Origin of the sequence: Streptoalloteichus tenebrarius (genome assembly GCF_024171885.1) — a bacterium.
Lineage (GTDB): Bacteria > Actinomycetota > Actinomycetes > Mycobacteriales > Pseudonocardiaceae > Streptoalloteichus > Streptoalloteichus tenebrarius.
Genome location: NZ_JAMTCP010000040.1, coordinates 49,474 through 64,964, shown reverse-complemented (window position 1 = coordinate 64,964; position 15,491 = coordinate 49,474). Strand labels below are relative to the sequence as shown.

13 protein-coding genes are annotated in these 15,491 nt (G+C 74.2%); 7 read left to right on the top strand and 6 right to left on the bottom strand.

Annotated features, from left to right (window positions below; all coding sequences use genetic code 11):
- Window positions 1-434: 434 nt before the first annotated feature.
- The 4 genes from LX15_RS25600 to hrpB form a co-directional block, all read right to left on the bottom strand.
- Complete coding sequence (locus LX15_RS25600; protein WP_253672211.1) at window positions 435-1,454, bottom strand: phytase; 1,020 nt, start codon at window positions 1,452-1,454, stop codon at window positions 435-437.
- 112 nt (window positions 1,455-1,566) lie between these two features.
- On the bottom strand, window positions 1,567-2,997 hold the full coding sequence (locus LX15_RS25595) for a restriction endonuclease (RefSeq protein WP_253672210.1): 1,431 nt from the start codon (window positions 2,995-2,997) through the stop codon (window positions 1,567-1,569).
- A 165-nt stretch (window positions 2,998-3,162) separates the two neighbouring features.
- A complete protein-coding gene (locus LX15_RS25590) occupies window positions 3,163-3,609 on the bottom strand; it encodes a 2-thiouracil desulfurase family protein (RefSeq protein WP_253672209.1) in 447 nt (148 codons plus the stop codon).
- A gap of 4 nt (window positions 3,610-3,613) precedes the next feature.
- Window positions 3,614-6,124, bottom strand: a complete 2,511-nt coding sequence (gene hrpB, locus LX15_RS25585; RefSeq protein WP_253672208.1) for an ATP-dependent helicase HrpB — start codon at window positions 6,122-6,124, stop codon at window positions 3,614-3,616.
- A 98-nt stretch (window positions 6,125-6,222) separates the two neighbouring features.
- Here hrpB and LX15_RS25580 point away from each other — a divergent pair, with 98 nt between their 5' ends.
- The 7 genes from LX15_RS25580 (at window position 6,223) to LX15_RS25550 (ending at window position 13,113) form a co-directional block, all read left to right on the top strand.
- The gene (locus LX15_RS25580) at window positions 6,223-7,560 is read left to right on the top strand and encodes an MFS transporter (RefSeq protein ID WP_253672207.1); all 1,338 of its coding nucleotides are present in this window, start codon (window positions 6,223-6,225) and stop codon (window positions 7,558-7,560) included.
- A gap of 31 nt (window positions 7,561-7,591) precedes the next feature.
- Entirely contained in the window at window positions 7,592-8,368 is a 777-nt protein-coding gene (locus LX15_RS25575; RefSeq protein WP_253672206.1) for an ESX secretion-associated protein EspG, read from the top strand.
- Between the two features lie 69 nt (window positions 8,369-8,437).
- Entirely contained in the window at window positions 8,438-8,845 is a 408-nt protein-coding gene (locus LX15_RS25570) for a hypothetical protein (protein WP_253672205.1), read from the top strand.
- 9 nt (window positions 8,846-8,854) lie between these two features.
- Window positions 8,855-9,478, top strand: coding sequence for a DUF3558 domain-containing protein (locus LX15_RS25565; protein ID WP_253672204.1), 624 nt, complete (start codon window positions 8,855-8,857; stop codon window positions 9,476-9,478).
- Between the two features lie 17 nt (window positions 9,479-9,495).
- Window positions 9,496-10,869 carry a hypothetical protein gene (locus tag LX15_RS25560; protein ID WP_253672203.1) on the top strand — a complete coding sequence of 458 codons (1,374 nt, stop codon included), beginning with the start codon at window positions 9,496-9,498 and terminating at the stop codon, window positions 10,867-10,869.
- A gap of 138 nt (window positions 10,870-11,007) precedes the next feature.
- The gene (locus LX15_RS25555) at window positions 11,008-11,976 is read left to right on the top strand and encodes a LysR family transcriptional regulator (protein WP_253672202.1); all 969 of its coding nucleotides are present in this window, start codon (window positions 11,008-11,010) and stop codon (window positions 11,974-11,976) included.
- A gap of 90 nt (window positions 11,977-12,066) precedes the next feature.
- On the top strand, window positions 12,067-13,113 hold the full coding sequence (locus LX15_RS25550; protein WP_253672201.1) for a LysR family transcriptional regulator: 1,047 nt from the start codon (window positions 12,067-12,069) through the stop codon (window positions 13,111-13,113).
- On the opposite strand, the gene LX15_RS25545 is transcribed toward LX15_RS25550, so the two are convergent.
- Together LX15_RS25545 and LX15_RS25540 are read right to left on the bottom strand one after the other, a co-directional pair.
- Window positions 13,100-14,329, bottom strand: coding sequence for a S1 family peptidase (locus LX15_RS25545; RefSeq protein ID WP_253672200.1), 1,230 nt, complete (start codon window positions 14,327-14,329; stop codon window positions 13,100-13,102). The two genes, LX15_RS25550 and LX15_RS25545, sit on opposite strands and share 14 nt — an antisense overlap.
- A gap of 227 nt (window positions 14,330-14,556) precedes the next feature.
- Window positions 14,557-15,276: a VIT1/CCC1 transporter family protein gene (locus LX15_RS25540; protein ID WP_253672199.1), complete on the bottom strand. Its 720-nt coding sequence runs from the start codon at window positions 15,274-15,276 to the stop codon at window positions 14,557-14,559.
- Window positions 15,277-15,491: the final 215 nt, after the last annotated feature.

The following is a 15,491-nucleotide window of genomic DNA, read 5'->3' as shown; positions in this document are numbered from 1 at the left end:
CTTGACCCCCGGACCGCCTCAGCCGGCCGCCTCGCGGGCGCTGGTTGGGGTGACAGATGGCACTTGGCCCTGGCTCTTCGCCATGAGGCTTTGCTTTGCTTTTGGCGTCCGCGCGGTGCACGCCGCTGGTGCTGGCCGGAGCAGGTGTGGGGCCTCGGCTCCTCTCTCCGGTGGGAGACGTCCTCGATCTTCAGGTGAGGCGCCTCGTCTTGGGCTTCTGCTGGTCCGCCGTTTCGGGGTGGGGTTTCGGGCCCTGGTTGTTCGGCAGCGATGGCCGGAAGGACGAGGTGGGTCGGCCGGGTGGCTGATGTCGTGCTGGTGCGGGTGGCGCAGGCTTGGGGTGAGGGCCGGATTCGGGGCCGGTCCCTCGGGGGAGAAAGGCCTCTGCCTGCTCATCCCTGCTTCGGGGGCGGGGATGAGCAGGCGGCACGGCCTCAGGAGTGCAGGGGGAGCCGGTCAAGGGGCACGAGCTTGAAGTTCTGGTTTCCGCTGACGCCAGGCTTCGTGTTCTTGTCGTCCTGACAGATGAACAGGCCGTGGGGGAAGCGCGGGCCGAGGTTCGCGGTGCTGGCCTCGATGCCGTCCGTGTGGCTGCACCCGTCCACCGTCGTGTTGCTCGTGACCTGGAACTTCGCCACGAAGGCGCCCGTGGTGACGTCGTAGGCCGCGTACGAGTCGTCGCCCTGGGAGGAGACGAGGAGGCGGTCGCCGGCCAGGGCGAGGCCCTCGACGTCCGCCGTCAGGTGGCCAGCTCCGGCCCGGTCGATCTCCCGGCGCGCCGTGGTGCTCGCGTCCGGCTCCGCCCCGTAGGCCCAGACCCCGCCGGTCTCCTCGGCGAGGTAGAAGACGCCGCGCTGGTCGTCCGCGACGCAGCCCTCGACGGTGCCGCCGACGTCCCAGGGGCCGCGCACCCGGTGTCCGGTGACCTTCCCGGTGGCGTCCAGGGACACCTCCCACTGCTCCACGCGGCCGGTCACGTCGTTGGCGAAGACGTAGGTCCTGCCGCTGCGCGCCGAACGGTAGGCGCAGATGCCGTGCTCGTCGACGCTGGCGTTCAGCGCGCCGACGTCGGTGAGCTGTCGGGTGGCCGGGTCGACCCGGTAGAAGCGCATCCGGCCGTCGGACGGGACGTCGTCGTCCGCGGTGACCACGAGGTCGCCGCGGAGGTCCACGTTGTTCGGCTTGGTGCCGGTGATGCGCTGCACGCGGGCGCCGGACAGGTCGTAGGTCTCCAGCGCGCCGTCCTTATCGGTCCCGATGACTAGGGACCTGGCCGGGTCGGTGGGGTGCACCCACACGGCGGGGTCGTCGGCGGCGTCGCCGCTGTGAGCGACGGGCGTGGTCTCGACGGTGGGGGACACCTCGACGGGTGCGGCGTGCGCGGTGCCGGGAAGCGTGGCGAAGACGGCTGCCGCGAGGACGGCGGCGAGGACGGGCCGGGGGGACGGCGTCACCGGGAACCTCACTTTCCGTAGCGAAACCGCCGCTGATCGTGGCGATGAGGCGTGACGGGGGCCCGACCGGCGAGGAGCCGGCGCGCCAACGAACGGTGACCGTTTCGGGGGGTCAGTCCGGGAGAACCCCGGTCAGCGCGATCCCCAGGTGCCGGAGGGCCATCCCGCGGAGGGCGTCGCCTTCGACGAGGTCGAGCACCGGCGCGTCCCGGCTCGCCGCGCGGTGGGTGGCGAGCGGGAACCAGGTGGTCGTGGCCAGGACGGCGCGGTCGGCCCTGAGTTCCCGCGCCGCCGCGACGACGGGCTCCACCGCGTGCTCGGGGCTCGGCCCGTGGTCGCGGCGGACCACGACCAGACACCGGTCCCAACCCCCGCCGGTCGGCAACTCCCCGGTCGCCACGACCTGGCCGGCGTCGGTGTCGCGCGGGGTCCAGCCGCGGAGGCCGGCGGCGACCCACAGCCGGCGGGACAACTGGGCGAAGGCGTCCGCCGAGAGGCGCGCCACGTCGGTGGTCACACCGCCGGCCGGTGGTGGCTCGGCGCGGGGTGGCAGGTCCACCAGGGGACGCACCGGCTCCTCGGGGTCGGGGGAGACCACCCCGTCCAGCGTCTCCAACCAGGAGACGGGGTCGCCGGTCGAGATCGTGCGCTCGAAGTCGGCGCGCTCGGTCGCGAGGCTGACGAGGGGGACGCGGTCGTCACGGCCGCTCATCGGGTTGTGGCGGGACAGTTCGCCGTTCACGACGACGCCGGTCAGCAGCCGGTCGTGGTCGGCGGCGAACAGGTCCCGGGCCACCCGGAGCGCGATGGCCGCGAGGAGGTGCGTGTAGCGGGTGCGGAAGTCGGACTCGGAGCGGGACACCGCCGCGACGCCGCGCCGCCCCCGGTCCGGGCGGAACGCGGCGGCGCTCGGGATCACCTCACGGGGCGGCAACGGCCAGGAGACCAGCAGTCGTCGTGCCGCGCGCTGGTAGCGCAGGGCGAGGGCCGCCCGGGGGAGACCCACGGGCCACGGCGAGCAACGCAGCACCCGACCGAAGTAGTCCTGAACGGCGTCGGGCGCGCCCGACGCGATGCGGGCGGCGAGCTGACGCACACCGGCGTGTTCCTCGCGGAGCTGCTCCCGTAAGACGCGGGCGCGTTCGGTGTGCGCCCGGCGCGCGGCTGCCAGGGCGAGTTGCCGCTGGTGGTCGGCGGCGACCTGGTCGGCCTGCACGCGGGCCCACTCCCGCTCCACGAGCGTGGACGGCGGGCGTCGGCGGGTCAGCCGGCCGAGCAGGCCGTGGCCCGCCTGCCCGGTCTGGGGCTCGGGGGTCGCGGGCGCGGGGTGGACCAGTGGCCCTGGCACGAAGGGGTGAAGCTCGTTCGGGTGCAGCAGGAGGTCGAGGCCGACGCGTCCGGGGTGGTGCATGGCGTCGCGCAGCATTCCGGCCAGCTCCGCCTCGCGGGCCGCGATGCGGGCGGTGAGGCGGGCGGCCAGGGCCTGTCTCTCCGCCCAGCTCCGTCGCCGACCGCTCCTGGTCCCGTCCGGGTGTGCGCTCATCGAGCCCTCCCCGTGTCGTTACGCCGCGTGTGAAGTTAGGGACGTGACGTCACCATGACGAGGGTTCTCACCCGTCCGCACCGGGGTTTCGCTCGACGAGACCTGCCGGGGCCCCGCCGCGACACGGTCAGGCACCGGGCAGGCCGACGGGAGTCGGCGAGGCCGTCAGCCGGTGGTCTCGGGCGGCTGGACCTCGATGCCGTGGGCGAGCAGGAGGGCGGCGGTCACGCCCGCGCCGGGGACCGTGCGGCCGTGGAACGCGCCGTCGTAGATCGCCTGGCTGCCGCAGCTCGGGCTGCGGTCGTGGAGCACGGCGCGGTCGACGCCGTGCCGCCGCGCGACCTCCAGCGCGTGGTGCGCTCCCGCCACGAACTCCTCGGTGAGGTCCTCACCAGCGTCGTCCAGCACACGGGCGCGTCCCGCGAGGACGTCGTCGCCCGTGCCGCCCACGATCTCGGCGGGTCGGCGCGGCGTGCGCAGCCCGCCGGCCATCTCCGGGCACACCGCGACCGCCTCGCCGCGGCCCACCGCGTCCCGCAGCTCCTCGACCGTCTTGGCTCGCCCGTCGTAGCGGCAGGGGACTCCGGCGAGGCAGGCACTGACCAGCAGCATGTCCTCATCCTCCCGAACCGGAGCCGCCGGCGCGGCGGGCGGTGCCGCGGTGGGCGGGGACGGTGGTGGGGTCCTCCGGCCAGGCGTGCTTCGGGTAGCGCCCGCGCAGTTCGGCCCGCACCTGGAGCCAGCCGGACCGCCAGAACGAGGCGAGGTCGGCGGTCACGGCGACTGGTCGGCGCGCGGGTGACAGCAGGTGCAGCAGCAGCGGGACCCGGCCGTCGGCGATCCGCGGGGTGCGGTCCCACCCGAACACCTCCTGCACCTTGACCGCGAGCACCGGCTGCTCGGTGCTGTAGTCGACCCGCACGCGGCTGCCCGACGGGACCGCGATCCGCTCCGGCGCCAGCTCGTCCATCCGGGCGGCCTCCGGCCACGGCAGCAGCCGACGCAGGGCCGCGCCGGCGTCCACCCGCTCCAGGTCGGCGCGCCGGCGCGCGGTGGACAGCTCCGGCCCGAGCCACCGCCCGAGGGTGTCGTCGGTGTCGTTCTCGGCCAGCAGGCTGTCGTCGTCGACGGCCGGCCACGGGTCGCCGAGCACCCGGCGCAGGAAGGCCATGCGCTCCCGCAGGGCGAGGGCGTCCCCGCTCCACCGGAGGAGATTGAGGCCGTCGGAGCGCAGGCCCCGCACGAGCGCGTCCCGCACCAGGTCCGGCTCGGGGTCCCGCAGGGGGCGGGCGGACAGGGTGATCGCGCCGAGCCGTTCGACGCGCCGGGCGACCACGTCGCCGTCGACCCAGTCCACCTCGTCCACAGTGGACAGAAGGTGGGAGGCGGCCCGCCTGGCCAGCGGCTCGTCCGCGACGGCCGCCAGGCGCACCCGGGCGTGGGAGCGGCCGGGGTCGCGGTCGGCGACCGCCACGGCCAGCCACTCCGCCTCGCCCAGACCCGAGCCGGGCGGCAGCTCCACGGCCGTCCCCCCGGCCATCAGGTACACGTCGGACCCTGGCGCGCGGCGTCGGGCCAGGCGCTCCGGGTAGGCCAGCGCCGCGACGAGCGCCGGGTCCTCGTGGCGTCGCGGCGTGCCGCCGACGAGCCTGGCCAGCCGCTCGGACTCCCGCTCCCACCGGCGGGGCCGCTCGGCCCGCAGCGCCCGCACCGCCGCCGCGAGGTCGGTCCGCGACGTCAGCGAGTCGTCGTCGAGCAGCGCGACCACCTCGGCGGCGGCGCGCGGCCCCACCTCGTCCGCGCCGTCGACCAGCGCCCTGGCCAGCCGGGGGTGCAGCCCGAGGGCGGCCATCCGCCGGCCCCTGTCGGTCACCGCGCCGGCCTCGTCCACCGCGCCGAGGCCGCGCAGCACCTCGCGTCCCGCCGCCAGCGCCCCGGCCGGCGGGGCGTCCCACCAGGCCAGGCCCTCGCCGTCCGGCGTGCCCCAACAGGCCAGCTCCAGCGCGAGCCTGGTCAGGTCGGCGGCGCGGATCTCCGGCTCGGGGTGGCGCGGCAACGTGGCGTGCTCGTGTTCCGGCCAGCACCGGTAGACGCGGCCGGGGGCCTCGCGGCCCGCGCGTCCCGCCCGCTGCTCGGCCACCGCCGCCGACACCCGCACGGTCGCGAGACCGGCGAGGCCGCGCCGGTGGTCCATCCTCGGGACCCGGGCGAGCCCGGAGTCGACCACGGTGCGGACCCCGGGAACGGTCAGGCTCGACTCGGCGACGGCCGTCGACAGCACCACGCGCCGCCGGGGCCCGGGGCGGAGCGCGGCGTCCTGCGCCGAGGAGGGCAGGCGGCCGTGGAGGGGGAGGACGTCCACCCCGTCGAGGTCACGCAGGTGCTCGGCCACGCGCCGGATCTCCGCCGCCCCCGGCAGGAACACCAGGACGTCGCCGTCTCCCTCGGCCAGCGCCACACGCGTGGCGCGGGCGACGCACGCCTCCGTCCGCTCGCCCCTGGCGGGCGGCATGTGGCTGACCCGGACCGGGTGGGTGCGGCCTCGCACGACGACCGTGGGCGCGAGGGACGCGGCGTCGCCCGCCGGGCCGACCCGCGCGTCGGTGCCGCCGCCGAGCAGCGCGGCGAGCCGCTCGGCGTTGACCGTGGCCGAGGTGGCGAGGACGCGCAGGTCGGGCCGCAGGCCGGCGCGGGCGTCGAGCAGGAGCGCGAGCGACAGGTCGGCGTCCAGGTGGCGTTCGTGGCACTCGTCGAGGACGACGACGTCCACCCCGGACAGTTCGGGGTCGGACTGCAACCGCCGGACCAGCAGGCCCGAGGTGACGACCTCGACCCGGGTGTCCGGCGACACGCGGCGTTCCCCGCGCACCGAGTAGCCCACGGCGCGTCCCACCGGTTGGCCGAGCAGTTCGGCCATCCGGGCGGCGGCGGCCCGGGTCGCCAGCCGGCGTGGCTCGGCGACGACGACCCGTCCGGGTGTTCCCGCGGCCAGGGCGAGGGGCACGAGGGTGGTCTTGCCGGTGCCGGGCGGCGCGATCAGCACCGCCGTGCCAGAGTCGGTGAGCGTGGCGCTCACGTGGTCGAGGACGGCGCGGACCGGCAGGTCGGGGAGCGGGGGCAGATCCATCGCCGGTCAGTCTGCCGGGTGCCGGGCGCGGTCCCGGCACCGAGTTTGCGACCTCCCTTACCCTTAGCGTGGCTAAGAATGGGACGGGGAGGCGACAGGTGACAGCGGCGACCGGGGCGAGGCCCCCGTCCTCCACGGCCCCGGCGGCCCCGCGCCGGCTCCCCTACGAGGTGTGGGTGCTCGTCGCCGCCGGCTTCGTGATCGCCATCGGTTTCGGCGTCGTCGCGCCCGCCCTCCCGACGTTCGCCAAGAGCTTCGACGTCGGCGTGACGGCCGCGTCGATCATCGTGAGCGTGTTCGCCGCCATGCGGCTGGTCTTCGCGCCGGTCAGCGGGCGGCTCGTCGCCTTCTTCGGGGAACGCCCGATCTACCTGGTCGGCATCCTCATCGTCGCGGTCGCCACCGGCGTGTGCGCGTTCGCCCAGAGCTACTGGCAGCTCCTGCTGTTCCGCTCGCTGGCCGGCACCGGCTCGACGATGTTCACCGTCTCGGCGGTCGCGCTGCTGATCAGGGTCACCCCGCCCGAGCTGCGCGGGCGCGCCTCGGGCCTGTGGTCCACCGGCTTCCTCCTCGGCAACATCGCCGGCCCGCTGGTCGGCGGCGGTCTGGTCGAGGTCTCGCTGCGCGCCCCGTTCCTCGTGTACGGCGGCACGCTGTTCGTGGCGGCGGGCCTCGCCTGGCTGCTGCTGCGCCGGTCGCGGCTGGCCGCGCCGGAACGCGGTGACGGGCAGGCCTCCGTCACCTTCTGGTCCGCCCTCCGCCACCCCACCTACCGGGCCGCGCTGGCCTCGAACTTCGCGTTCGGCTGGACGGTCTTCGGGGTGCGGGTCTCCCTGGTCCCCCTGTTCGTCACGGCGGTGCTGCACCACAGCGAGGGCCTGGCCGGGATCTCGCTGTCGGTCTTCGCCGTGGGCAACGCCGCGCTGCTCATCGTCTCCGGCCGGCTGGCCGACGCGCGCGGCCGCAAGCCGATGGTGCTGGCCGGCCTGGCCGTCTCGGCCGTCGGCACGATCGCGATCGGGTTCACCCACGAGATGTGGACGTTCCTGGCCGCCTCGCTGGTCGCCGGTCTGGGGGCGGGCCTGCTCAGCCCGCCGCAGAGCGCCGCGCTGGCGGACATCGTGGGCGCCAGGGGGCGCGGCGGCCCGGTGCTCGCCGGCTTCCAGATGGCGGCCGACGTCGGCGCCATCCTCGGACCGCTGGTCGCCGGCCTGCTCGCCGACTCGCTGTCCTACCCGGTGGCCTTCGCCCTGACCGGCGCCATGTTCCTGTTCGCGATGCTCGCCTGGATCCCCGCCCCGGAGACCCTGCCGCGCGGCGGTCCGACCGAGCACGCCGCCGAGGAGGCGACGCCGGAGTGCGGCCGGCTGGACGAGGGGCCCGACGTGCCGACGGTGGAGCCGGGCGGGGCCAAGCCGCCGTTTACCGGTCGCTGATCGTCCTACTAACGTCACTCCCCGTAACAGGATGTCGGGGGGAACGATGTGGACGGAACTGCTGCCGACGGAGTTCGTCGCGCTGTGGCGCCGGCTGGGCCTGGGCGCCAGGCCGCTGGAGCTGAACGTCCAGGAGGTCGGCGGGACCACCGACCAGGCCAGGAACGCCTACCGCGAGGCGTGGGAGGGGCTCGCGGCGCGGGGCCTGGTCACGGGTGACGACGTCGACGGCCGGCTCGCCGACGTGCTGGCGACGTTGGCCCGGCCGAGCGTCTCCGTGGACCTGCGGTGGGCCGTGGACCCCGGGCGGGAGCTGCGTGGCCTGGCCGCGGCCCGGGGGGAGTGGGCGGCGGTGGGCGTGCTGGCGGACGGCCGGGTCTGGACGGACACCGTGCGCGCGGAGGCGTTGGTCGACGCTGTGGTCGGGTTGATCGGCCGGACGCCGAGGGGCTCCGGGCGCGCCGTGAGCGTCGCGGCGCGGGTTCTCGACGAGGCCGCCGTGGCGTCGGGCGAGGCGGGACAGGGGTTCACGTCCGCGTTGGTCGAGGCCGGGATGCGGGGCAACGACGCGCGGATGCTGACGGCGGTCGTGAGCGCTCCCCGGTTGCGCGCGGGGCAGCTCGGCGCGGCGGCCCGGGATGGTCTCGGACGGCGACGTCGGGCGCCCGGGGTGGTGAACGTCTTCGACACCGTCGAAGGACGGTATGCCCTGTACGAGCGGTCCGGGTACGTCACGGTCGCGCCTGCCGACGAACGGCGGATCACCAATCTGGTGCTGGAACTGCTCCAGTCGATTGATCTTGGCTGAGATCCGCGCCACAGACGGGCAACCCTCGGGAGACTCGGTCCACTGCCACCTCTGACGGAAGAGGGGAACGTGACCGACCTCCTGCGCCTCATCGTGCCCGGCGCCGGCGATGTCGCCGCCGCCTCGGTCCCGGGGGCGGACACCGGGTCCTCGGGCGCGTCGCTGGCGCCCTCCGCCGGTTTCACCGTCCACCGGGACCAGGCGCCAGCGCTGAGGGCGAAGTTCCAGGACGCGCTCGCCGAACTTCAGACGGCCAAGGAGAAGATCGGCCAGCTCGCGCTGATGAAACCTCCGGTCGAGGAGGTGGCGAGCATCGAGTTCGCGGAGAAGCTCGGCGGGACCACCCGGGACGAGGCGGGTTCGGCGGCGCGGGCGATCGACAGTGCGATCCGGGCCTACCAGGGCGTGGTCGACCAGATCGACCAGGCGCTCGGTGAGTACCAGCGGGCGGACGACAACCACGGGTTCCGGGGGTAGCGGCGAATCATGGGGCTGTTTCGGGCACGGGTGTTGGTGGGGTTCGTCGCGGTGGGCCTTCTGCTGGTGGGCTGTGCTCAGAAGGAGGGAGGAACACCGAGGGCGGCCGGTGCGACCGACGGAAGCTCCACGTCGGGCGCGTCGACGTCGGCGACGACCGGGAGCCCGTCCCCCGACCCCGGAGGGCGGAAGGCTCCGGCGGTCGCGCATCCGAAGAACCTCCGGGGGATGGACCCCTGTGCCCTCCTGTCCCCGGCCCAGCAGGCCGAACTCACCTTCACCCGCCCCGGTGAGAAGAACACCTCGCTCTTCGGCGAGGAGCAGTGCGCGTGGCAGAACGGCAACCTCCGTGTGCTGATCAGTCCGGACACCCGGCGCCGGGGACTGGACGAGGTGTACCGCCGCAGGGGGAACTTCGGGAACTTCCAGCCGAGCGAGGTCGACGGCTACCCGGCTGTTCGTCTGGAGGCCGTGACCCAGTCCTGCGCGTTGGCGGTGGGAGTCGCCGCGGATCAGCAGTTCCACGTGAACTTCGGCCGCATCACCGGGCGGGACCCGCGCTACCGGGATCCGTGCGGGTTCGCCGAGAGCGTGGCGCGGATGGTGCTGGCGAACCTGCCGGCGGGGAGCTGAGGGGGACGGGGAGTGACATGGCGTGGTGGGAGAGCGCCCTCGACCAGGAGGGGACCCACTGGGAGGGCATGAGCCACCAGAAGATCAACGAGATGTTCGCGCGCGCCCAGCTCGACGGGCTGAGCGACGCGCGCGAGTTGCTCGCGGAGGGGTCCGGGGTCGCCGGGCACTTCGACCGGGCGGCGCAGTTGGTGTCCGACGCGCTGAGGCAGGCGAACGCGGTGTGGGAGGGCGCGGCGGCGGACGCGATGTGCTCTGGTGTGTCGCCCCTCGTGCGACACGCGTTGACCGCGAAGGAGCACACCCAGCTCGTCTGCGACGCGGTGTGGAACCAGATCCAGTACGTGAGTTCCACCGTCTACGCGCTGCCGCAGGTCGTCGACGTCCCCCTGGTCACCACGAAGTTGACCACGTCGCCGTACGTGTTCGTCCTCCAGCGGTTGGACCAGGAGGTCATGGAGGCCCTGGCGCGGGAGGCGGAGGAGACGGCGCGCGCCGTCGCGCGGTCCTACTCGAACGCCACGCGCGCCAACACGGCCTCCCTGCCGATCTTCGAGGAGGCGCCGCGCGTCACCAGCGAGGTCACCGCCGACGACCACCGGCCGAGGGCAACCGTGGACGAATGGGGGTCGGTGGAGGCCAGGAGGGACACCGATCGAACCCGGGATCAGCGGCCTGGCGGCGGTGACGGGACCGTGGTCACGGACACGGTTCGGCACCAGGGGGCGGAGCCCGGCGCGGGCGGGCGCGAAGGTCCGCCCGGTGGTGGGAACACCCACTCCGGTGGGAGCACCCACTCCGGTGGGAACGCCGGGACAGGTCCGGCGGGAACGGGCGGTGGCACGGGCGTCTCTTCCGGTGCTGGTGGCGTGGTGGCCGGCGGGGGCACGGCGGGTGGTTGGCGCGGTGTCGGGGGCGACGGCGGGAACGCTCCGGCGGGTGGTACGGGCCGGCGACCCGGTGGGCCGGGAGGAACCGGCCCGGGACGTCCGCCCTCGGGCGCGGGTTCCCTCGGTGGGGCGGGCGGTGGCCTCGGTGGCTGGTCCAGCGGGGGCGGAGCGGGTGGTGGCTTCCCCCCGGGTGGGAGAGGCCCGGGTGGTGGCGGGTTCGGCCCGGTCGTCGGCCCTGGTCCGGGCGGGGCCTCGGGGTCGGGAGGCTTCGGTCCGGCGGGTGGCACGGGCGCCGGAGGACCGGCGGGTCGTGCGGGAACGGCGGGACCCGCGGGGCCGGTGGGGATGGCCGGTGTCGGGAACGGCGCCGGGGGTGGGGCAGGGGACCGCGAGCGCCAGCGGCCCTCCTACCTGGAGGAGGAGGACGACGTGTGGCTCGACGGGATCGACCAGCCCCCACCGCCGGTGATCGGGGACGGGCCCCAGGACAGCGAGATGTGACGGCCGGCGTTCGACTGTCACGGGAAAGAGTGGGATCGACCTGCGCGAAGGTGTCCGCTCAGCGGGCACCTGGTGACAGATCGAACAGGATCGCGCTCCCGGCTTGTCCGTTTGCCACGATTAGGCGATAACTGGCCTGTGTCGTTGGAGATCCGCCACCTGCGGGTGTTGCAGGCGATCGCGGAAACCGGCAGCCTCACCCAGGCCGCCGCCCGGCTCGGGCTCACCCAGCCCGCGTTGACCTCCCAGCTCAAGCGGATCGAGCGGACGATCGGCGGGACGCTGTTCGAGCGGACGCGGACGGGTGTGCGGCCGACGCCCTACGGGCAGGTCGTCCTGTCCGCCACCCGGGGCGTGCTCGTCGGGATGGACCACCTCAACTCGTTGCTCCGCCAGAACAAGGACGACGCGGGCAGCGCGGCGTTGCGCATCGGCACCGTCGGGACGCGGTTGACCGCGCGGTGGGCCGCCCTCCTGGAGCAGCAGCTCGGCGGCATGGCTGTGCGCATCCGCACCGGGAGCACCTCCCGGTCCCTGGTCCGCCTGCTCGCCGGCGACCAGCTCGACGCGGCCGAGGTGCACGAGGTGCCCGGCTACGAGCTGGTGTGGCCGGAGGGCGTGGCGCACCGGGTGCTGCAACCGTTCGAGCCGATCCACGTCGCGCTGCACCGCGGGCACCGGCTCGCGCACGCCGACGCGATCCCGTTGGCCGAGCTGGCGCGCGAGCGGTGGGCCCTGGAGCCCCCCGACGAGACGGGCGTGCACGGCGCGTTCCTCGCCGCGTGCGCGGCCTGCGGGTTCACACCCCAGATCCACCACAACGTGTCCAGCTCGCTCGCGGCGAGCCACGCCGTGCAGGCCGGCGTCGCGGTGACGCTGTGCCTGGCCACGTCGCGGGAGAACGCCTCGATGGTGGTGCGGCGGCTGGTCGGCGACCCGATCTGGGTGCGCAGGATCGTGGGGTGGCGGACGGCGCTGCCGGAGCGGGTGGCGCGCGCCGTGCGGGGCTCGGTCGTGCAGGCGTACCTGGAGCAGGTCGACAACAACCCTTGTTACTCACGGTGGTTCGCGGACCGACCGGAGCTTCGTCCGGACGTGGGCGACTAGCCCGTTCGGCTCAGCATTGGCCCGGAAGGACGCGGGGACCAAACCAACGACGGGTTGCCCCTGTCACCCGAACCGGTCATAACTGGGCTCATGCCCGAACTGGAGATCCGCCACCTGCGCATGCTCTGCGCGATCGCGGACACCAGCAGCCTCACCCAGGCCGCGACCCGGCTGGGCCTGTCCCAACCCGCGCTGACCGCCCAGTTGCAGCGGATCGAGCGGATGGTGGGCGCCGAGGTCTTCGAGCGGGGCCGCACCGAGGCGCGGATCACGGCGTACGGGCGGATGCTCGTCGACGCCGCGCGCGGGGTGCTGGCCGGCGTCGACCACCTTCAGGCGATCACCAGGAACACCACGGAGCCGGCCGGCACCGTCCTGCGGGTCGGCGGGGTACAGGGGCGGCTCAACACCGGGTGGATCCGGCTGCTCGAGGAGCGGTTGCCGGCCATGGAGGTGCGGGGCCGGATCGGCCTGTCCGCGCCGACGTTGCTGGACATGGTGGCGCAGGGCCAGCTCGACGTGGTGAGCGTGTTCGAGCACCCCGGCTACGAGCTGCGCTGGCCGGAGGGGGTGGCCTACCGGGTGCTGGTGCCGAGCGAGCCGACGATGGTGGCGCTGGGCGCGGCGCACCCGCTGGCCGGGCGGGACGAGCTGGAGCTGGCGGATCTCGCCGAGGACGAGTGGATCCTGTGCACCCCGGACGAGGAGGGCAGCCAGGCGGCGTTCCTCGCCGCGTGCGGGGCGGCCGGGTTCATGCCCCGGGTGCGCCACTACTCGGACGACCCGGTGTCGCAGCGGCACTTCCTCCGGATGGGCCGCTGCATCGCGCCCTGCCGGGCCACGTCGCGCGAGGCGGACGGGATCGTGGTGCGGATGCTGGCGGGCGACCCCGTGCCCATCCGCCGGTACGTGGCCTGGCGCGAGGTCGGCGCGGGACAGTACGCGGAGGTGTTGTTCGAGACCGCCGCCAGGGCGTACCTGGGGCTGGTCAACAACAACCCGTGCTTCGCCCGGTGGTTCGCCGACCACCCCGAGACGCACCCGCCGACGACGGAGGGGGCGGCGCTGCCGCCGACGACGGAGGGGGCGGCGCTGCCGCCGCCCCCTCCGCCGCCGGTCGCCGTCAGGAGGTCCTGAGGGTCAGGCCGTAGGTGGAGAGGATCTCCCCGATGGGCTGGTAGTAGGCCACGTTCGGCTGGCCCACCTTCTCGCCGCAGACGGTCTTGCCGTTCTGCCGGTAGCCCACGCCACCGCTGGTCACGCCCTGGGCGTAGTTGCCGGCGATCCAGGAGCCGCCGCTGTCGCCGCCCTCGGTGCAGGTGTTGCTGCGCACCAGGCCGCTGACCGTGGAGGTCGTGCCGTCGCCGTTGTCGTAGTTGACGGACACGTTGTAGGCCTGGATCTGCCCGCAGGTCCAACCGGTCGTGCGGCCGGACTTGCAGACGGTGGTGCCCACCGGCGCCTGGGAGGCTCCGGCCACGCGCACCGCGTACCCGTTGTACTGCGACACCGCGCCCTGCGGCGCCCAGTTGCGGGTGTCGATCGTGGAGTACGCGTAGTCGTTGCCGGGGAAGCTGTGCGCCTGGGCCGTGCCGAGGTAGGTGCCGTTGCGGTAGAACGCGCCGTTGTCGATGCCGTCGGCGCAGTGGCCGGCGGTGATCATCGCGGCCCTGCCGTACCGGTCGGTGGCGTTGAAGCCGACCGAGCAGACGTAGCTGTTGCCGCCGACGCTGAACTCGATCTGCTGACCGCCGTAGAGGTTGGCGGCCTGCGTGGTGGCGCGGCCCTCGACGCGCTCCACGCGGGCGGCGCCACCCAGCGACTCGGCGGTGCGCAGCAGGTCGGTCACGCCGGCCTGCTCGTCGGTGGGGACCTGGACGACGACCTGGTTGTTCGGCACGTCGACGTACCAGCTCGCGCCCTTGGCGCTCTTCCCGGCGGCGTCGAGTCTGGCCTTCGCGGCGTTGAGGTCGGTGACGCCGCGGTCCACCTTCTTGGCGGTGGCCCCGGTGCGGCGCACCTCGTCGGCCGCGCCGTCGTCGGTGACGTTCACGACCAGGGCGCCCGATCCCTGGTCGAGGTAGGCGCCGGCCATCCGGCCGCCGAGCCGCTCGGCGAGCTGGGTCGCGGTGCGCGTCTGGCCCTCCTGGGCGAGCACCCGGCGCACCGCCTCGGTGCGGTCCACGCCCTTGCCGCTGAGGTAGTCGACGGCGGCGAGCTGGCCGCCGGAGAGCTGCTCGGCGGGCGCCGCGGCCGCGGTGCCGCCGGCGCCGGTGAGCGCGGCGGCGGACAGCGCCGCGAGGGTGGCGGCGACGCCCAGTGTTCGACCCCGCAGCCTGGTGCGTGCGGACATGCATCCTCCTCGTGTGCAGGGGTCCTTCCCTCTCCGGGTGGAGTGGTCCACTCCGTTAGGTGAGAGAGTCGGCACGATGAGTCATTCAGCGGAGGATGCTTGCAACCCGAATGGGCGAAGGGAATAGCCCTGGTCATAACAAAGGGCCATAACAACGCGCCGTTGATCACCGCGCGTGCCCGGATGTCCGGTCCGCCGTCAGGACGGCGCCGGCTCCGGCGTCCGGCTCAGTGCGCGGCCACGCCCACGAGGGAGCCGACGAGGAAGGTCGCGCCGGCAGCGAGCGCCCCGAACCCGAGCTGGCGCAGCCCGTTGCGCCACCACGGCCGGGTGGTCCAGCGCGCGACCAGGGCGCCGGTGAGGAAGAGGCCGACCGCGCCCACGAGCAACCCGGCCACGAGCGAGGTGAGGCCGAGGAGGAACGGCGCCAGCGGCACGAGCGCGCCCACCGCGAAGCACAGGAATGACGACACGGCCGCGGTCCACGGCGAGGGCTGCTCGTCGGGGTCGACCCCCAGCTCCTGCGTCACGTGCACGCGGACCGCCAGCTCCGGGTCCGCGTGGACCTCGGCCGCCACCCGCTCCGCCGTCGCCCGCGTCAGCCCCATCGCCACGTACATGTCGGCCAGCTCGGCCTGTTCCGCCTCGGGGTTGTCGCGCAGCTCCGCCCGCTCCACCGCGACCTCGGCGCGCACCGCGCTGTTCTGGGTGTCCACCGAGGCGTACTCGCCGAGCGCCATGGAGAAGGCCCCCGCCACGAGCCCGGCCACGCCGGACAGCACGATCACCTCGGTCCCCGCGCCGCCCCCGCCGACGCCCGCGACCAACGCGATGTTGGTGACCAGCCCGTCCATCGCGCCGAAGACCGCCGGCCGCAGCCACCCTCCCGAGACGTCCGAGTGGGTGTGCCCGACCTCGCCATGGCCCGCCCTCTGGATCTGCGCCACACCGTCACTGTAGGGAGCGATCGTCCACTCAGGACAGCCTTGCGAAGGTGTGGCTAGCCTGAGAAGACGCAGCCCAGTCGACCTGGATCGAGTCAGATCACCGCTGCGGACCGTGAACGGCGGGTGATGACGAAGGGTATCCGTCGAGTGACCGTGGGTGGTTAAGCCTCTCCTCAGCGTGCGTCGGTACCCTCGGCGCGTGGCGAAGCCGATGG